The sequence below is a fragment of the Prosthecobacter fusiformis genome, from assembly GCF_004364345.1.
GTDB lineage: Bacteria > Verrucomicrobiota > Verrucomicrobiia > Verrucomicrobiales > Verrucomicrobiaceae > Prosthecobacter > Prosthecobacter fusiformis.
In genome coordinates, this window is sequence record NZ_SOCA01000008.1 from 224,221 (window position 1) to 242,986 (window position 18,766).

General features: G+C 58.1%; 20 protein-coding genes. 10 read left to right on the forward strand and 10 right to left on the reverse strand.

The genetic code is table 11. The annotated features are described in order from the left end of the window. Complete coding sequence (locus EI77_RS18215) at positions 1-2,685, forward strand: exo-alpha-sialidase (protein WP_208300404.1); 2,685 nt, start codon at positions 1-3, stop codon at positions 2,683-2,685. Positions 2,686-2,747: 62 nt separating this feature from the next. On the opposite strand, the gene EI77_RS18220 is transcribed toward EI77_RS18215, so the two are convergent. The 8 genes from EI77_RS18220 to bamJ form a co-directional block, all read right to left on the reverse strand. Then, a complete protein-coding gene (locus EI77_RS18220) occupies positions 2,748-3,317 on the reverse strand; it encodes a hypothetical protein (protein WP_133796725.1) in 570 nt (189 codons plus the stop codon). Between the two features lie 496 nt (positions 3,318-3,813). Further along, on the reverse strand, positions 3,814-5,208 hold the full coding sequence (gene nuoF, locus EI77_RS18225; protein ID WP_133796726.1) for an NADH-quinone oxidoreductase subunit NuoF: 1,395 nt from the start codon (positions 5,206-5,208) through the stop codon (positions 3,814-3,816). 144 nt (positions 5,209-5,352) lie between these two features. Further along, a complete protein-coding gene (locus EI77_RS18230) occupies positions 5,353-5,808 on the reverse strand; it encodes a Jag family protein (RefSeq protein WP_133796727.1) in 456 nt (151 codons plus the stop codon). A 143-nt stretch (positions 5,809-5,951) separates the two neighbouring features. Then, positions 5,952-7,826: a YidC/Oxa1 family insertase periplasmic-domain containing protein gene (locus EI77_RS18235; protein WP_133796728.1), complete on the reverse strand. Its 1,875-nt coding sequence runs from the start codon at positions 7,824-7,826 to the stop codon at positions 5,952-5,954. Between the two features lie 51 nt (positions 7,827-7,877). After that, positions 7,878-8,207, reverse strand: coding sequence for a membrane protein insertion efficiency factor YidD (gene yidD / locus EI77_RS18240; protein ID WP_133796729.1), 330 nt, complete (start codon positions 8,205-8,207; stop codon positions 7,878-7,880). Further along, positions 8,204-8,569 (reverse strand): ribonuclease P protein component, encoded by a 366-nt coding sequence (gene rnpA / locus EI77_RS18245; RefSeq protein WP_133796730.1) that lies wholly within the window; start codon positions 8,567-8,569, stop codon positions 8,204-8,206. Before rnpA ends, yidD begins: the two co-directional genes overlap by 4 nt. 17 nt (positions 8,570-8,586) lie before the next feature. Next, positions 8,587-8,769: a 50S ribosomal protein L34 gene (gene rpmH, locus EI77_RS18250; protein WP_133796731.1), complete on the reverse strand. Its 183-nt coding sequence runs from the start codon at positions 8,767-8,769 to the stop codon at positions 8,587-8,589. Between the two features lie 157 nt (positions 8,770-8,926). Next, a complete protein-coding gene (gene bamJ, locus EI77_RS18255; RefSeq protein WP_133796732.1) occupies positions 8,927-9,322 on the reverse strand; it encodes a BamJ family beta-barrel-assembly machinery protein in 396 nt (131 codons plus the stop codon). Between the two features lie 156 nt (positions 9,323-9,478). Between bamJ and EI77_RS18260 the strand changes: the two genes are divergently transcribed. Then, positions 9,479-10,927, forward strand: a complete 1,449-nt coding sequence (locus EI77_RS18260; RefSeq protein WP_133796733.1) for a DUF1501 domain-containing protein — start codon at positions 9,479-9,481, stop codon at positions 10,925-10,927. A 52-nt stretch (positions 10,928-10,979) separates the two neighbouring features. On the opposite strand, the gene EI77_RS18265 is transcribed toward EI77_RS18260, so the two are convergent. Then, positions 10,980-11,363 carry a cytidine deaminase gene (locus tag EI77_RS18265; protein WP_133796734.1) on the reverse strand — a complete coding sequence of 128 codons (384 nt, stop codon included), beginning with the start codon at positions 11,361-11,363 and terminating at the stop codon, positions 10,980-10,982. Between the two features lie 93 nt (positions 11,364-11,456). Further along, on the reverse strand, positions 11,457-12,131 hold the full coding sequence (locus EI77_RS18270; protein ID WP_133796735.1) for a 3-keto-disaccharide hydrolase: 675 nt from the start codon (positions 12,129-12,131) through the stop codon (positions 11,457-11,459). Positions 12,132-12,314: 183 nt separating this feature from the next. Between EI77_RS18270 and EI77_RS18275 the strand changes: the two genes are divergently transcribed. The 8 genes from EI77_RS18275 (at position 12,315) to EI77_RS18310 (ending at position 18,320) form a co-directional block, all read left to right on the forward strand. Continuing rightward, positions 12,315-12,551 (forward strand): hypothetical protein, encoded by a 237-nt coding sequence (locus EI77_RS18275; RefSeq protein WP_133796736.1) that lies wholly within the window; start codon positions 12,315-12,317, stop codon positions 12,549-12,551. 15 nt (positions 12,552-12,566) lie between these two features. Next, positions 12,567-12,770 (forward strand): hypothetical protein, encoded by a 204-nt coding sequence (locus EI77_RS18280; RefSeq protein WP_133796737.1) that lies wholly within the window; start codon positions 12,567-12,569, stop codon positions 12,768-12,770. Between the two features lie 180 nt (positions 12,771-12,950). Then, positions 12,951-13,646 carry a polysaccharide biosynthesis/export family protein gene (locus tag EI77_RS18285; RefSeq protein ID WP_133796738.1) on the forward strand — a complete coding sequence of 232 codons (696 nt, stop codon included), beginning with the start codon at positions 12,951-12,953 and terminating at the stop codon, positions 13,644-13,646. 5 nt (positions 13,647-13,651) lie between these two features. Then, a complete protein-coding gene (locus tag EI77_RS18290; protein ID WP_133796739.1) occupies positions 13,652-14,128 on the forward strand; it encodes a DoxX family protein in 477 nt (158 codons plus the stop codon). A 95-nt stretch (positions 14,129-14,223) separates the two neighbouring features. Then, complete coding sequence (gene ruvC / locus EI77_RS18295) at positions 14,224-14,766, forward strand: crossover junction endodeoxyribonuclease RuvC (protein WP_133796740.1); 543 nt, start codon at positions 14,224-14,226, stop codon at positions 14,764-14,766. A 194-nt stretch (positions 14,767-14,960) separates the two neighbouring features. Next, positions 14,961-16,472 (forward strand): sugar transferase, encoded by a 1,512-nt coding sequence (locus tag EI77_RS18300; protein WP_133796741.1) that lies wholly within the window; start codon positions 14,961-14,963, stop codon positions 16,470-16,472. A 97-nt stretch (positions 16,473-16,569) separates the two neighbouring features. Beyond that, complete coding sequence (locus EI77_RS18305) at positions 16,570-17,463, forward strand: tetratricopeptide repeat protein (RefSeq protein WP_133796742.1); 894 nt, start codon at positions 16,570-16,572, stop codon at positions 17,461-17,463. A 68-nt stretch (positions 17,464-17,531) separates the two neighbouring features. Continuing rightward, on the forward strand, positions 17,532-18,320 hold the full coding sequence (locus EI77_RS18310; RefSeq protein ID WP_133796743.1) for a transporter substrate-binding domain-containing protein: 789 nt from the start codon (positions 17,532-17,534) through the stop codon (positions 18,318-18,320). Positions 18,321-18,766 lie beyond the last annotated feature (446 nt).

Genomic DNA, 18,766 nt, shown 5'->3' on the forward strand with positions numbered 1-18,766 from the left:
ATGAAGCTCTGTCTCGCCTTCCTGTTTCTCAGCTCCTTGAGCGCCGTCGCCCAAAGTGATGATGCCCTGCCCCAGTCCATTCTGGACCTGCCGCTGAAGCCTGTGTTCATCAATACCAACCCCGGTCCCGAATACTCCGATGAGCAGCGGGACTATGCCATGATCATCGGCGCGGATCGCACGCCGAAGGGCCGCATCTGGGCCGCCTGGGTCTCCGGGGGTGACAGCCCGCGTGCATACTTCGTGGCGGCGAGCAGCGATGATGAAGGCCAGACTTGGTCCAAGCCGCGCCTGGTCATTGATCCACCGGATGCACCGACCGGTCTCGAAATCAGTGCGCTGGTGGGGAATTTCTGGACAGATCCCACAGGCCGCTTGTGGCTGTTTTATGATCAGTCGCTTTCCATGTTCGACGGACGTGCCGGTCTTTGGGCTATCACTTGTGACAATCCTGATGATGACAAACCTGTGTGGTCAGAGCCACGCCGCATCTGGCATGGAATGACGCTGAACAAACCCACGGTCCTCAGCAATGGCGAATGGATGCTGCCCATCTCCCTCTGGACACGTGACCGCATCGGGGTGGCGGAACTCAAAGAGAATGGCTATAGCGACCTCGACGAAGTACGCATGGCCAATGTCTTTGTCTCCACAGACAAAGGCAGCACCTGGACACGGCGTGGTGGAGTGATGTTTCCCCACACGAACTTCGATGAACACATGGTGGTGGAGCTCAAGGACAAGCGTCTCTGGATGCTCGCCCGCACCAGCAAGGGCATCTCCGAAAGCTTCTCCAGCGACCAGGGCCGCACCTGGACAGAGCCGCAGCTTTCGCAGATCAAAAATCTCAGTGCCCGTTTCTTCATCCGCCGTCTAATCTCTGGAAACATCGTACTGATCAAAAATGGTGGCATTGATGAAACCCTCAAAAGCCGCAGCCACATGACTGCCTTCCTTTCAGATGATGAAGGTGCGACCTGGAAAGGCGGCCTGCTCTTGGATGAGCGCAATGGCGTCTCTTATCCGGATGGCTTCCAGTCTCCCGATGGCAGCATTAGCATCTTCCATGATCGTGGTCGTGGCAGCGAGCGGGAGATCATCATGCATCGTTTTACCGAGGCTGATATCCTGGCAGGAAAACTGGTGACGCCAGCTTCAAAAACCAAGATGCTGGTCAACAAGGCCACTGGTCCCAAGATCACTGGCCGCCTTTACAACGGCATCGAGCTGCCCACGGAGTGGCCACCTCAAAACGGCGATGCCAAAAGCTATGAGCCGATGCCTGTACCGTATTTGAAGGATAAACCGAAAGTGTTTCCCATTCAGACGAAGCGGCAGCTTTTTGTGGATGATTTCCTCATCGAAAAGACTGACCTTAAGCGCACCTGGCACCAGGCCCGCAAGCACGAGAAAAATCCTGTCTTCAAACCGGAGACCAAGGATGAACTGGAGCCAGTGAAGCTGGAGGGCAATGATCAGGCCGTCTGTTACCTCGGCCATGGAGGTGTGTTTCACGATCCCAAGGAGAACCTGTATAAAATGTTTTACACCGCTGGCTGGCGTGGTGGTCTGGCCATGGCCACCAGCAAGGACCTGCTCACATGGACCCGCCCAAATATGGGCACCGTCGGTGGCAACATCCTCCTGCCTCCAGGCAGCGCCTGGGCGGGCGGTGACAACAGCGTCTGGCTGGATGTGAATGCCAAGGATCCCATGGAGCGAGTCAAGCTCCTCACAGACCGCCGTCCCCTGCCCCACACTTTGCAGACCTCCCCTAATGGCAAGGTCTGGTCACAAGGTGTGAATACCGGTAAGGCTGGCGACTACTGTTCCTTTTTCTACAATCCCTTCCGCAAGGTCTGGTGCTTCAGCATCAAGCAAGGCGGCACTCATGGGCGCAACCGCTGGTATTCTGAAAACGAGGACTTCATCAAAGGGGCTGACTGGAGCAAATCCGTCTTTTGGTGCAATGCCGACAAACTGGATGAACCCGATGCCGCCATTGGTGATCCGGCCCAGCTCTACAGCCTGAACGCCGTCGCGTATGAAAGCCTGATGCTCGGTCAGTTCTATATCCACCTGGGTCCAGATAACAAAGTTTGCAATGAAGGAAAGTTCCCAAAAATCACCGAGATCAAGCTCGGCTTCAGCCGTGATGGTTTCCACTGGGACCGCCCTGACCGCCGGGCCTTCATCGCCGCCACCCGCAAGGAAGGTGACTGGGATCGCGCCTATATCCATGGCACCACCGGTGTCTGCATCGTTAAGGAAGATGAAATCTGGTTTCCCTATACCGGCTATTCCGGCATCGCCCCGAATGGCGCAGGGGGCATGTATACCGGTGCATCCGTGGGCATGGCGGTGCTGCGCCGGGATGGATTCGCCTCCATGGATGCAGGCGATCAAGCGGGCAGCCTAACCACAGAACCGGTGGCCTTTACCAGTCGTCAACTTTTCGTCAACGTCGCGGCTCCGAAAGGTGAACTCAGGGTGGAAGTGCTGGATGAAGATGGCCAAGTCGTGGCTCCTTACACCTTAGCAAACTGCAAACCCATCACAGGGGATTCCACCCAGCAGCTCGTCGAATGGAAAGACGCTCCGACTCTGGATGGCGTGCGTGGTAAGCCTGTGAAGTTCCGCTTTCACCTGACTCAGGGCAGCTTGTACTCCTTCTGGACCAAGTGATCTCAGGCTGATGAATCCAAGAGGGGCGTGGAAACACGTCCCTCTTTTTTGTTCATGAATGCTCACAGTTCATCATCGGCAATTCCCGAGAAGGGATCATCTGAAATCAGGTTTCCAGTCTCCCACCAAAGCCGTGACCGGTGGATAGCCGTCTGCAAAGCAGCCAGCGACCGAATAACGTTTGGAGGAAGTGCACCGATCAAGGCATCAATGATGGTCGGTGTGCCATCCACCTCCCGCATGATGTTTCCCTGATGCAGATCCCCGAGACACCAGGCCCGGCCATCCGCCCAAAACACACGTACTTCACGACCGAGGAAGCATGAAGTCATCACGGCTTTGATGGACTCCGCCGCGGTTCTGCGGTCTTCTTCCAAATTGGCAAAGGGCTGACAGAGTGGTTGTTTGGCGATGAGGTAATCCCCCGTCGCGGCCAGCCCGATGATCTCGGTGGGGCATGCGCCCGCCTCATGCAGGAGGCATAATTTTTCAAGTGTGTCATCTAAGGTGGCGTCACAGGGGACCGTCATCCATGAACCGTCCGCGGTGGATTCAAAGGCCAGTTTCTTTCCCAAGGCACCCGTTTCACGAAGATCGAACAGCTTGTAAACGACCCGCCGTTCCACATCCAAAAATGGCTTTGCCTCCGCACCGCCAGGCAGGGGCCGTAGAAAGCTGGATGAGAGAAATCCTTCTTCATCAAATCCGATGCCCAGACAGGTCAGAGGGATCAGTGGGACGTCGTTTCGGGCGGCGACTCGGGCAACAAGGGCAGACCAGCCATCAGGCGGAAACGATTCCCCGGATGCATCTGGTCGAGTCGCTTTCTGGATGCCGCGCGCTCGCTGTCGGTTAAGGGCTGCGCCAGCCGCCCGTAGTCCGGGCCCGACTCGCTCAGCCTGAATGAAGCTGGGCCGTCCGGTGAGGGGATCGGGCTGGAGGACGTGGCCATGCCATCAAAAGTGAAGGCAGATACGGTGCACGTCAATGCGGGTTCGCGAGGTGTTTTGGAATCGCGCACGCCGTTTTGGGACGGGGGTTGGCGGACGGCGACGAATGAGTTTTTATGAATGCCGACGGGTCGTCGGCACTCCATGGTTAGCGGACGAGGGCGTCCGCTCTCCGGTGTTACACAGCGAGGCCGGCGGCGGCGACGAGGCCTTCTTCGGAGACGATCTTGCCGACGAGTTCGGGTTTGCACCCGGCTTTCAGTTCATCACCAAATTTCTTGATGAAGCTCTGAGTCGGCCAGGAACAGGCTTCGCCAAAGGCGCAGATGGTCTTGCCTTCGATCTGGTTGGCCACGCTTTCCAGGGTGTCCACGTCATCCGGGCTGGCGGTACCAGCCACGATGCGGTCGCTGAGCTTTTTCATCCACAGGCTGCCTTCGCGGCAGGGGGTGCACTGGCCGCAGGATTCGTGGGCGTAGAAGTTGTTCAGGTTGTTGATGACCCAGCTCATGCTGCGGGTGTCATCCATGATGATGACACCGCCGGAGCCCGCCATGGAACCGCAGGCGGCCATGGTATCGAAGTCCATGGGGATGTCCATGATGGTGAGCTCACGACCGTCCTTGAGCTTGAATTTCTCACCGGCACGCAAGACCTTGGCGGAGCTGCCGCCAGGAATGATGGCCTTCAGGGTGCGACCCGGCTTCAGACCGCCGCAGAGGACATTGATCACCTCTCCCATGGTCACCTTGCCCACTTCCACTTCATAGTAGCCAGGCTTTTGCACGTCGCCGCTCACGCAGAGGATGCGGGTGCCGGTGTTGTTAGGCGTGCCCAGCTTGGCGTATTCCGCACCGCTCATCTGGATGATGTGCTTCACGTGGCAGAGGGACTCCACGTTGTTCACGATGGTGGGGCACATGTATAAACCGAGGGCTGCAGGGAAATACGGAGGCTTGATGCGGGGATACGGGCGCTTGCCTTCCAGGGATTCGATCAGTCCGGTCTCTTCACCGCAGATGTAAGCACCGGCACCGCGATGGACATAGATTTCGCAGTCAAAGCCAGAGCCGAGGATGTTGTTTCCCAGGAAGCCTTTAGCGCGGGCTTCGGCGATGGCTTTTTCCACGATCTTGGCCGCGTGGGGGAATTCTTCGCGAATGTAAATGTAGGCCAGCTTGGCACCGGTGGCGAAACAGGCGATGGCCATGCCTTCCACGAGCTGATGAGGATCCTGATGCAGGATGTAGCGGTCCTTGAAGGTACCGGGTTCGGATTCATCCGCGTTGCAGATGAGGTACACGGGCTTGGTGTTGGTGGGCGGGATGAATCCCCATTTCACACCGGTAGGGAAACCTGCACCGCCACGACCGCGCAGCCCGGCGGTTTTCACTTCATTGATGATGGCCGTCTTCTCCATCGTCAGCGCGACTTTGAGCTGCTCATAGCCCCCATCATTCAGATAACATTCGATGGACGGATCGTAGCCGACACGGTCGATGTTCTTGAAGATAAGCCGCTTCTCGCGGGAGTGCGGTTCTTTGCCGGGGAGATACTGGACTTCTGAAGCCATACGCCGCAGTATCCGGCTAGGCCAGAATGGGGCAACCGGGATTTGTGAAATTTTTCACAAGCGAGCAGCTGGCCCCCCGTTTTGTAGTCCCGACTTCAGCCGGAAACGAGCAAGCAACCAGCAGCGCAGCCTGTGCGGCCCGACTTACTCCCGCTTTTTCAGGATGATGCGCTTAAACCGGCTGTCACCACCGTCCATGCTCACGCTCTGCACGTCTGGATCATTGACAAAAACGTTGTGGATGAGGCGGCGGTAGTAACTGTTCATCGGGTCCAGGGTCTGGGTCTGGCCAGTAGCACGCACGCGGTCGCCCATTTCCCGGGCCTGCTCCACCATCTTGTCCTCGCGGATGGAACGGAAGTATTCGATGTCCACACGGATGCGCGGAGCCTGGGGGATATGCCGCTGGAGGATGCGGTTCACCAGATACTGGATATCCTCCATCGTGGCACCACGCCGCCCGATGAGTAGTTGTGAATCCTCCGTGTGGAGCTGGAGTGTTGGCCCGTCCGGCCCTTCCAGCTCATCGATTTTCACGGTAAAGCCGAGGTATCCCAGCATGGTATCCACAATCTGGCGGGCGTGAGAGAGAGGAGTCATGGCGCGTAGGGGTAAGTACGTCCGATTCCTTCCCGCCTCAATGACGAACTGTGGGGATTCTCCGGCAAATTTAGCCTGGTAACCCCGCCAATGGCTTTCCATGAGATGATGACCACCCATGAAAAGCCAGTCTCTCGTTGCGCCTAGCCGCCCAGCTTGGGATTCTTCGGCTTGGTCTTCTTCTCCTTCTGATTCGGATTCATCGGATTGAAGAAGGGATTTTTCGAAGGCGGGCCTTTGGGGGCTGCTTCCACTTTTTCCAGCGTCGGCTCCTTCATGTAGAGCTTCATGATTCGGCTCTGGAAGATGGCGAAAAGGTTCTGCGTGGACCAGTAAAGCGAAAGCGCAGCGGCGAAGTTATACGAGATGAATAGGAAGAAGAACGGCATCACGGCGAACATGATCTTCTGGCTCTTGTCCATCGTCGCTGGCTGCGGGGTCAGCTTCATCTGCAGGATCATCGTCACGCCCATGATCAGCGGCAGCGGATTCAGGTCGAAGTCCGTGCCCATCAGCGGCAGCGAGAATGGGAAATTAAAGGTGTGAATGGTGTCAGAAATGGACAGGTCCTTCACCCACAGCCAGCCCTGGCCGCGCAGCTCAGCCGCGTTTTGCAGCACGCTGTAAAAGGCAAAGAAGATGGGGATCTGCATGAGCATGGGCAGGCAGCCACCCACGGGATTCACGCCGTATTCCTTGTACATTTTCATCACTTCCACCTGCTGCTTCTGTGGATCGTCCTTGTACTTGGCCTGGAGTTCTTTCATCTTCGGGGCCAGCAGTCCCATGCGCTTCATGGAATACTGTGCCTTCGACTGGAGCGGCCAGAGGACGGTGCGGATGACCAGGGTCAGGAGAATGATGGCCACGCCCCAGTTTCCACTGACGTCATGCATCCAGCGCATGACCACATTCAGCCCTTTGCTGAACCAGCTGAACATGCCGTAAAACATGATGAAGTCCCGCTGGCCTTCCAACTTGTTCAGGCGGACGTATTCTTTGGGGCCGAGGTAGATCTCATACTGCTCGGTCATGCTTGCACCTGGAGCCAGGTCCACGGGCGGCAGGCTCATGGCGGATTCGATGCCAAAATCATTCTTGGCAGCGTTTTCATGCGCATACTTGTCTCCACTGTGATCCACGAGAAACCGATCGGCCCAGATCTTACCCGGCTTGTCACCACCTGGGGTCACGCGGCTGACGATGGTTGCGTAAAACCGGCTCATCACGCCAGCGTAGCGCAGGCGGGTGTGGCTGGCGCGGTGCTCGGCTTTTTCTTCCGAAAACCAGCCGCTGGAAAAGTAATGCGTGTCCTTATGACCGGCATCGCCCGCGTCATTCCAGAAGAAACTCGGCTTCAACACTTCTTCAGGGCTGATGCTGACAGCCGCACCCGTATAAAGGTAGTATTCCTCGGACTTATGAGGCAGCGTGCCAGTATTCGTCAGGGTCACGACGAGGGCCAGGAGGTGCTCATCGGACTTTTCACCCTCAGTCAGGCGGTAGGCCTTGCGAATGGTGATGCCATCCGGGGAGACGCCTTCGAAGGTCACACTCTTTTCATTTTTCTCGATGATCTTATAGGCGATCAGGTCCAGCCCGGTGGCCTCACGGCGGAGGGCACCCACAGGCTCCAGCGTGCGGCGGTTGGCTGCATTGAGGGTGATTTTATCCCCGGCACCCAGTTCAGCACGGGCCACACCGGCCCCCTTGGTGGTGAAATGATAAGTGACACTGCCGCTGACGATCGTGTGCTTTTCTTCAGGAAGATTCGCCGTTGCTGCGGCCACAGCGTCCGGCTGGGCCGCCGTCAGGGTTGGCGTCGTGGTCGCGGCACCGTCGGTCGAAGTCGTCGCAACGCCTGGACTGGCAGGCTCCACTTGGGTGACCTTCGGTTTGTTCGCCTCCTCCAAAGCACGCTGGGCAGCGATGGCCTCCTGGTTTTTAGTGGCGTACCAGTAGTTCACGGCCAGGCCGATGCTACAGAGAGTGATGACGATCCAGGCTTTGCGATCCATGCTTTTTTGAGAAATTAAAGGTGTGAGAGGAAAATGATCCGAATTCAGTATTCAGCGTTGCTCTGACGCATCGGGGCGGACTTCGGGCGGGGCAGACTGGACACTGCATTCGGGGCAATGTCCGTGAGAAGAGCGTTCCCCTTTTGTAACGATGGGCGGCACTGGGTCATGCCCCTGACCGCCCCAGGGATTGCAACGGAGGATGCGTTTCGTCCCCATCCAGCTTCCCTGCAGGACTCCGTGCTTTTCCACGGCCTGAAGAAAGTATTCCGAGCAGGTCGGAGTGAACCGGCATCCCGAAGCGGGACCGGTAATGAAATGGAGGACAGGAGAAATGAAGCTCTGATAACCACGGATGAGGATGCGGACGAGCCATTTCATGGAGCGGAAGGCGCAGGTTTCAAGAGAAGTCCTTGGCGCTTGGCCAAACGGAGCCAATCTTGCTCAAGGTCGGCAAAGTCCGCGTCCGCAGCCCGCCAGCGGGCGATGGTGACAAACTGCCACCCAGGAGCGATCTCTGCGCGATGTGCCCGGATAATCTCCCGGAGCTGTCTCCGCACGCGGTTGCGCACGACGGCCTTCCCCAGCCGCTTGCTGGTGACCAGACCAAACTGAAAATCAGCGACAGAGTCATCACGCAGCAATGCCAGGACAAAAAAGCGGCCCGCCTGGCTGCGCCCCTTCTCCTTGATCCGCGCGAAATCGCGGGACTCCTTCAAATGAAGGCGGGAAGGAAGACGCATGGGCGGGCCTGCCTGCTCTAGGCGTGCTGCTGCACGTGGCGCTTATAATGGATTTCCACGCCCACGGGCATGAGACGCTTGCGACCACGGGCGCGACGGCGACGCAGGATGTCGCGGCCATTTTCAGTCTTCATGCGTTTACGGAAACCGAACTGGCGTTTCCGGGTGCGCTTGGATGCTTGGTAGGTCCTCTTGGGCATAATCGTGTGGGGTGCTAAAACGTCTTTTTCCTTTGCAATGGGCCCGGCGCATCATCGAAAACTGCCTGATCCCCCGCAACAGGGGGCGCGAGATTACGCAGACTCACTGCGTTGTCAAATGCGTGGTGATAGCAGCTTTGCAGCCGGGAACCCGAAATTACCGAACTTTCAGCAATTCCACGTCAAAAATCAGCGCCTCATTGGGTCCGATGTCACGTCCGGCGCCGCGTGGGCCGTAGGCTAGCTTGGAAGGCAGATACAGGCGATATTTGGCACCCTCTTTCATGAGCTGCACACCTTCGGTCCAGCCTGCGATCACCCGGTTCAGAGGGAATTCAATGGGCTCCCCCCGCTTGTAAGAGCTGTCGAAGACCTTGCCGTCGATCAGCGTGCCTTCGTAGTGCACCAGCACCGTATCCGTGGCGGATGGGCTCTTGCCTGTGCCTTCGGTGATCACTTTATATTGCAGACCGCTCGCGGTGACGGTCACGCCGTCTTTTTTTGCGTTGTCTTCAAGAAACTTTTCTCCTTTGGCGAGTGCGATGTCTGACATAATAGGATGGATGGGGTTGGTTTAAAAAACGAAGGAAGCGGAGTCTAGCGAGCCTGCTCAAATGCGCAACCCAAGCCTCCTTTGTACGATTTGTAAAAAAACATGTCCAATCGTCAACTCCTGCCGCCTTGTGACGTAAACCTCTCTATCTCCGCCATGATTCCTGTCCCCCACCACGAAGTACTGACCAATCGCCGTGACTTTTTGCGCCGTGGCGGTGCAGGATTTGGAGCCCTGGCGCTCTCTTACCTCCTCGGGGAAAATCCCCTTTCCGCCGCCCTGGGGGATGAAGGCGGCCAGGCCGGCAGCCCGATGTCCGCCAAGCTGGCCCATCGCATGGGCAAGGCGAAGAGCGTGATCTTCCTGTTCATGGAAGGTGGCCCTAGCCATCTGGATACCTTTGATCCCAAGCCGCTGCTGAGAGAACTTCAGGGCAAAGAACTGCCGCCCAGCTTTGGCCAGGTCATCACGGCCATGGGTGAAAGCCGCGCCCCGCTGCTGGCGGACAAGCGTGAATGGAAACAGCATGGCCAGAGCGGCATGTGGATTTCTGACTGGCTGCCCCACACCGCCAAGGTGGCCGATGAACTCTGCGTCATCCGTTCCTGCGTCTCCGATGGCATCAACCACGCGGGTGGCGTCTGCCAGATGAATACCGGCAGCATTTTCGGGGGTCGTCCTTCCTTGGGTTCGTGGGTGAACTACGGCCTGGGCACACAGAATCAAAACCTGCCCGCTTTCGTCGTCTTGAAAGACAGCGATTCGCAGGTGGTCAACGGCGTGCGCAACTGGGGCAGCGGCTTCATGCCCGCCGTCTATCAGGGCGTGCAGTTTGATCCCGATGGCACCCCCATTGCCAATTTGATGACGCCCAAGGGCATCAGTGATCAGCGCCAGCGCGCCAAGCTGAATTTCCTCAGCAAAATGAACGGCCACTATGGCGAATCCCGCACGGATAACAGCCAGCTCGATGCCCGCATCAAGGCCTATGAACTGGCCTTCCGCATGCAGGCCGAGGCCCCAGAAACGGTGGACCTGGCCAAGGAATCCGAAGCCACCAAAAAACTTTACGGTTTGGATGATCCGAAGACCGCCACCTTTGGCCGCAATTGCCTCCTCGCCCGCCGTCTGGTGGAGCGTGGTGTGCGCTTTGTGCAGCTTTATTCAGGCGCTGGCAGCCGCTGGGATGCCCATAACAAGATCGAGGACAACCACAGCAAATACTTTGGCCAGACGGATAAGCCCATCGCCGGACTCATCATGGACCTCAAATCCCGTGGCCTGCTGGATGAAACCCTCATCATCTGGGGTGGCGAATTCGGCCGCACACCGATGAGCGAAGGCGGCGACGGACGCGACCACAACCCCACCGGCTTCACCATGTGGATGGCAGGCGGCGGCATCAAAGGTGGCCAGGTCATCGGCAGCACGGATGAACTCGGCCTACGCGCTGTGGATCAAAAAATGCACGTCCACGATCTCCACGCCACCATCCTTCACCTCATGGGCGTGGACCACACCCGCCTCATCTATAAGTACAAGGGCCGTCCAGAACGCATCGACCAAAACGAAGGCCACGCCTTCACGAAGATGCAGATGGCTTGAAGTGCGGGCAAGTCATCGCGGGCGGTTGTCAGGCTCAGTGCCAGCAACCGCCTTACAGCCCAAACGCCTCCGGCAGCAGCTCCGCGATGGTGCGGGTCACAGGCTGACCCTGCTGGAGAAAGGTGACCTCCGTCCGACCACCGGGCAGGGAAAATTCCGCAATGACTTGGCGGCAGGCACCGCAGGGTGGGAATTCATGGCCCAGGCAGATGACGGAAAGCCGCGCCACCTTCATCCCCGGACCTTCAGCGGCCACGGCTTGGAATAGCGTATTCCTTTCCGCACACACGGTTAGGCCGTAGCTGGCATTTTCCACATTGCAGCCGGTATAGATCTTTCCGGCCACCGTTTCCACAGCACAGCCGACCTGGAACTTCGAATACGGTGCATAGGCTTTTTCAGCAGCGCTGCGGGCCTGGGAAAGAAGGTCAGACATGCGGGTATGATGACACAAAAAAGCGGAGGCAGGTACCTAGACCTGACTCCGCTTCAAAATGGCAGCTCAAAATAAAAGCCGCCTGCGCCTGTCTTACAGCGCCTTGAACTTCACTTCCTTCCACTGCACTTTGAAAGGGCCGCTGCCCTTTTTGATGCCGTGCACCTGGAAGCCGATGTAGCCTTCAGGATCGTTCGGCTGGGTGAAGTCAGCGGTTTTCACACCGTTCACGAAGCTCTGGTAGTGGTCGCCTTTGACGACGATGCGGTAGTGGTTCCATTCGCCCTTTTTGAAAGCGGCTTTGGCTTCTTCCGTACGCACAGCTTCGGTCTTCGTCAGGATGCTCCACCAGGTACCACGACGGGCTTCGTCATAGAAATCACCAGCGGTGCCGTTGACGGCGATCTCGCACTGGGGGCCGTAAAGGCGGTCAGCCGGGAGGGGCTTGCCGCTTTTGCTGCCTTCCAGGACAGGGTCGCCTTCTTTGGCCAGCTTGCTGCGCACTTGCACACCGGAATTGAGCTCATCAGCGGTCTTCACCTGGAATTCGAGCTCGAAGTCCTTGAAAGGGCCTTTGGCCAGGAAGGTATTGCCGCTGCCGTCCACCGTGGTGCCGGTGAGGATACCGTTTTCGACAGTATAGGTGGCCTGGCCGCTGACGACTTTGGCGTCGTCCAGACCGTCTTTGAACCAGGTTTGCCAGCCGTCTTCAGCCTGTGCGCTGAGGGAAAGGGCGGCCACGAGAGAAATGATGAGTTGGTTTTTCATGGGGCAGAAAGAACGGCGGTCGCAGGAAAATCCATCGCCAAAGCGTGAAAAAGACGATATACTTAACTTATCTTAATTAATTAGGTGGGTTTTAACCCGATTAAAACCCCAAAATAATCCAGTTCCAACTTGAACAAACAAGTTGGATGGGTTTTAATGCCATTAATTCCGGGTTTTTATCCCATGGCGCGCCCCTCAAACAGCTTCGATTCGGTCTCGATGACCATCGCTGTCACTCCCCAGATCAAGATGTATCTGGAGGATTTGACCCTCGATGGCACATACGGGAGCAGTCCAGCTGAGGCCGCACGGCTGCTGATCAGCCAGGCGATCGAGGCGAAGATGAAGGATGGGCTGCTGACGCGGAGGAAGTTCATGATTCAAGACGGCGAAGTGATGGCTCTGCCACTGCCCGCCTAACCTCATTCTACACCGATGACCACGCAACACGATCTTCAAAGCGACACCCAGGTGTTCACCACTATCATGAACTTAGAAATGAACGACAAGGACCGCAGTCCACGCGGCGGCTGGAATTCCGATGCCCGTCTGGAAGTGCTGGCCAACGAAATCGTCCGTTACATGCCGGATCTGGCCCAGCTCCTGGTGCAGAGCGGCATGCAGAAAATGGCGGCCTGATCCTGCTGGCTGGAATTCCCCTCCTTTTATCAGGACAAGAGGCCAACGTCGCTGACGTTGGCCTTGTCATTTCCAGACGCGGCGTCCATGTCTCCCTGTGCTATCTGAAGAGCCAGCCCACATGCTTCATGAAAAATGGCCGCTGACAGCCCGTCCTAGTTGAATCCACTTCTTTTCCCCATGCCTTCCTTTTCCAAAAATCTGCTGCCTGCACTGGCTATCCTCATGGGCCTGAGCGCCTGCGCCACGGTGAAACGTTTCACACCGGACGTGACCAAGATCCCGCTGCCGTCTCTGCCCAAGTTTTCCACGCTGAAAAAAGTCACCAGTATCCTGCCGGGCATGCCGGACAGCGATAAAGCCACGGAGGATGATCCAAAGCTGCCCTTCAATGCCCGTGGCACCCTGGGCTATGGCCACACCCTGCGCCTGCACGTTTATGAAGGAAGCCGCTCCACCAACCGCATCTATAATGGTGTGGCCATGATCGACGCCCAAGGCGTGATCAACTTTGGCGAAATCGGCAGCGCCAAGATCGGCGGAGCCACATTACCAGAGGCGGTGGAGGCGCTCAAAGGCACCTTCCGCATTGGCCTTCGTGTGACACGCCCCATCACCATCCATGTCCTTTCCGTGGAGGATGTGCCCGTCGTCGCCATCACTGGAGACGTCATCAAGGATGAATTCATCCCTGCCTGGGATGGCATGAGCATCCAGCAAGCCGTCACCGTGGCCGGAGGCCGTAAACTGGGCTCCACCAACCGCACTGTTTACGTCATCCGCGAAGGCAACCGCCGCTTTTACTCCAGCCTGGAAGCCGCAGACAAAGCCGAGCCTGAGCCGGGTGACATCATCTTCCTTTCCCCTGACATCTAAATTTCATGATCGAGCACATCGGTGGCAATCCAGCCGCAAACCAATCCCCTTGGGGCAGTCTTTTTAAAACCATCGTCATCCTGCGCATCGGTGCCGGGGCACTGCTGCTGACACGCCACGGCTGGCAGGCCGCCCAGGGTGCCTATGACTTTCTGTGGAAGGAGCAGGCCTGGGACTGGGTAAAAGCCTTCAGCGATGCCGGGCTGCCCTACCCCACGCTGCTGGCCCCGACCATGGCCATCATCGTGGCCGCAGTCGCCGTCAGCTGGTGCCTGGGCTTTCTCACCCGCCTGTTTGCCGTGGTCTTCATGCCTGTGGCCATCGGTGTCATCGCCATGGCAGGCCCTTCCTACACGGAGGTCGGCTGGCTTTACATGATCATCTCCGTGACCCTGCTTCTTTATGGATCGGGCGCGGTCTCCATCGACAAGCTCTTCCGCATCGGTGCCTCCTGGGGCCAGCCGAAGAAAAAGAGGTGGTGAAAAAGCGGAGCCTCATGCCCCTGGCAGAAGGCCGCCCCCTAACTGCCTAACATTAAGTATCCAAATCGTGAGGACCCTTCCTCCGCCGCCTCTCCATGCCCATCCCCCGTCCAGCCGCCCCCGCTCCCATCACGGAGCGCGTGCTCTCCATCGATCCCGCGCTGCGCAATACCGGCTGGGCGATTGTGGAAAAGACCGGACGGGAGATGAAAGCCATCGCCTACGGGGTGATTTCGAATTCCCCGAAGCTCCTCCATTCCGGCTGCCTGGTGGCCATCCGGGAGCAATTGCACGATGTCATCCGCCAGCATGCACCCACCGTCTGCGCCATCGAAGCCACCATCTATGTGCAGAGTTTTAAGACCGCCATCGTCCTGGGCACCGCCCGCGCTGCCTGCCTCATCGCTGCGGCGGAGCACGGCATGGCCATCTATGAATATGCACCCAAGGAGGTGAAACAGGCCGCTGTGGGCCGTGGCGCAGCTCAAAAAGAACAGGTCGCCTTCATGATCCGCTCCATGCTACGCCTCCGTGAAACACCCCCGGCGGACGCTGCGGACGCCCTGGCCGTGGGCATCGCCCATTTCCAAAATGCCGATGCAGGCGCTGCGATCACGCGGGAAATGAAGAGAGTGTAAAGACCCACTGCTTGGAAACCCGATCTCCACCAAGCCTGGGGTCTCCTAGCGTTGAATCTCTCACGTGAATGTCACACCATTTTCTCACGTTTGATAAATGTTGCATACAAGACTCTCATATTTCTAAAAAATATTCTGCCGACTTGATTTTTGAACAGTTTTGAGGCTATGTTTACAATTACCATACCTCAGTCATGTCGTCTGCCAGCCAACCTCCGTCCAGCTCGGACCGCCTTTTCATAGGCCATCCGGGACCGATGACAGGTAATTTGCTAAAAAAGCTGGAGGAACGCCGCACCTGGCGGTTGCAGGAGACGGCCTCTCCGCACCTGTGGGTACTGGTTTCCATTTTGGGGGATTTAATCATGGCCGTCGCGGCCGGATACGGTGCGTATTGGCTGCGCTTTCATTCCCTCAAAGACTTCGGAAACTGGGATGACCTGACCCTGCGCCAATACACCGGCCACATGACCCTGGGCACGCTCACGCTGCTTCTGGCCCTCGGCTGGCAGGGCATCTATGACCGCAACGTCCTGCTGCGGAACCGATGGATCGCCTCCAAAATGGCCAAGGCCGTGCTGATCTGGACACTGGGTTTCCTGGCCCTGACCCTGGCGTTAAAAATGCAGCCGGCCATCTCCCGTGTCTATGTCGCCCTCAACGGTGCCTGCGCCCTGCTGCTGCTGCTGGGCTGGCGCATCATCTTCAATGCCTTTCTGCATCGGCCACGGCGTATCCACACGCTCCAGCAGCGCACCCTCTTCGTCGGCTGGAATGAGGATGCCCAGCGACTGTGGCAGACACTGAGCAGTGACACCGCGCATGCCTTTGACCTCATCGGCTGGGTGGATGCCTCCGGCTGGCGGGAAGCACCGCCGCCCCCCTCAGACATTCCGCTGGTGGGCTATCTGGAGGACATCCACCGCGTCATCGCCCGGCATGAAGTGGATATGATCATCGTCGCCGACCTCCCCCGTCAGCACCTGGTGGAGCTGGCGAACCTCTGTGAGCGGGAGATGATCCAGTTCAAGCTCGCCCCCTCCGTCTTCCGCATTTTCGTCTCCGGTCTTTCGCTGGAAACCATCGCCGGGACGCCGGTGCTAGGCGTCAACCGTTTGCCGCTGGACAACACACTGAACGTCCTGGCCAAGCGCGCGCTGGACATCGCAGGTGCCCTTGTCGGCCTGACTTTGAGCGCGCCATTGATCGCCTTTTTCGGCTTCATGGTCTGGTGGGAATCCGGCGGTCCCATCTTTTATCATCAGCGCCGCTGGGGCATGAACGGCGTGCCTTTTGACATCATCAAGATCCGCTCCATGAAGCTGGATGCGGAAGCGGGCAAAGGACCCCAATGGTGCGCTGCGGATGATCCCCGCCGCCTGAAGGTAGGCGCTTTCATGCGGCGATGGAACATTGATGAGGTGCCGCAATTTTGGAACGTGCTGAAAGGGCAGATGAGCCTCGTCGGTCCGCGCCCGGAGCGGCCGGAGCTGATCGCCGCCTTCAAGCATGAGATCCCCCATTACAATGCCCGCCACCACGCCAAGCCTGGGATGACCGGCTGGGCCCAGGTGAAAGGCCTGCGCGGGGATACGGATCTGGCGGAACGCATCCGCTGTGACCTCTGGTACCTGGAAAACTGGAGCCTGATGCTGGACCTGCAAATCATGTTCCTCACCTTCTTTAAGCGCGACAATGCTTATTGAGGCGTCTCACATACTGCATTCTTTCTTTTTTTCTTGATGTAGAATGGCCCTATCCGCGATGTTAGGCTGATTTTTCCCAACCCCCCGACCAAATACCGTGTCTGCGAGTCTTTCGAGCTTTTCCAATCTGCTGGATAATCATGCTGCCAAACTTCTCAGTGAAGGGCGTCTGGAGGAGGCGCTGAACGCTGCCACCAGTGCCCTGTCTGGTCTGCGGGAGGCCGTGGAGGATGATCCTGCGGAGGCTCCCCGCCTCTTCGCCGGCCTGCAAGTCCTTGCCGACATCCAGCGGGAGATGGGAGACGTCAGCGGATCCGAGGCCAGCTATGGCGAAGCCCTGGAGATCTCCGGGCGAGCGACCATCCCCCCCGTTGAAGTCGCCCGCGTGCGCACCCAACTGGCCACGCTGCTGGATTTTAGCCAGCGTGAGGCCGAAGCCATCCCGCTTTATGAACAGGCCATCAGTGACTACGAAGCCCTGACCCCACCCAGTGAGGAGACTGCCGCCCAGCTCCGCAACAACTTGGCCATGATTTATAAAGGCCTGGGCAAATTTGCCCTGGCGGAGCAGCATTACCTGCGGTCGCTGGAAACCCTGGAGGCCAAACGCGGCCGCGAAACCGAAGAAGTCGCCTCCGTTTATAACAACCTGGGCAGTCTTTACTACACCGCCGGATTCCCGGACCAGGCCAAGCAAATGTTCACCGAGGCTCTGGAAATCCGCACGCAGCTGCTGGGCGGAGATCACCCGGATGTGGCCCAGTCCCATTGCAACCTGGCCACCGCCAATCATGAGCTGGGGGACAATGCCGCCTCCATCCAAAACTTCGAGCACAGCCTGCGCATTCTCGAGCATCACCTGCACGATGAAGTCGTCAGTTATGAGGCAGTCAGTCTGGATTACATCGCCCTGCTGGAAAACCAGGGGGAAGACAAAAAAGCTGCCGCTGCCCGCAAGCGCATGGAAAAGATGCTGGCCACCGTCGCCTGACATCCTTTGGCACTAGCCGCCATTTCTCCTGTGGCGCGTGCACTCATTCTGCTGCGTAATGCATCCTCATGCGCACCGTAGCCATCCGTCTCGCCCTCCTCGCCCTCGCCTCCGTCTTCACCCTGACGGCCTGCTCACGCAAAGACGTGCTGGTCATCGGCCTGGATGCCACTTATCCCCCTTTTGAATTCAAGGACCCCCAGGGTAAAGTCACCGGCGTCAGCGTCGCCATTGGCGATGAGATCGGCAAGACGCTGGGCAAGAAAGTGGAGTACCGAAACATGAGCTTCGATGGCCTCATCCCTGCGCTCCAGTCCGGGCAGATCGACCTCATCATCTCCTCCCTGACCGCCAACGACCAGCGCCGCCAGTCCATTGATTTTTCGGATCCGTATGTCAAAACCGGCCTGTCCATTTTGGCCGCGAAAAACTCCACCGTCCAATCCGTGAATGACCTCCGCACCCCTGGCCGGAAACTGGCCGTGCGCGTCGCCACCACCGGGGAGCAATGGTGCCGGGCAGAGCTGCCCGAGGCTAAGTTGGTGGCGCTGGATACCGATGCCGCCTGCGTGCTGGAGGTGGTGAATGGCACCGTGGATGCCTGGGTGTATGACCAGGTCTCCGTGATGAACTACCACGAGCAGCAGCCCGATCGCACCCGCGCCCTGCTGAGCCCCATCCGCGAAGAAGTCTGGGCCGTCGGTCTAAAAAAGAACCGCGACGAGCTGAAGACCCAGGTCAATGAAACCCTCGCCCGCATGAAAAAAGAAGGTGCTTTCGCCAAACTCGCCGACCAGTACTTGGCGAAAGAACGCGACCTCATGACAGCCCAGGGCCTGCCCTTTGTGTTTGAGTGAAGCCTCCTGTGGCTGCTCGCGCCAGCGAGTGGGCGAGCTTTCTCCTGGCTTCGACACATCCCAAACCTCCACGCCCTGGCGGGCACAGCTACGTGTGGCTGCTCGCGCCAGCGAGTGGGCGAGCTTTATCTTGGCATCGGCACCTCTCAAACCCCACGCCCTGGCCAGACTGTTTCAAAACTCGCTGAGAAGTGAACAGGGCAACTCTAGGACTGGTTTTGGGATGCGGGAGAGGGGGCTAAGGTAGGAGGATTTTATTTTTAGATGGCCAGGCCGCTTTTGGGTTCTTAGCCACTGGCCGTCCTTTTCGCATCCGGTCGGCTTTGACTGCCTCTCCCTGGGCACTCCTTTGCCTCCTCAGGCGGCGGTCGCAGCCCGTTTGCCGAGGTGTTTGATCAGTTCCCCTGTGCCGACGATGTTCAGAACGCGGCGCATGTTGTAGCCCA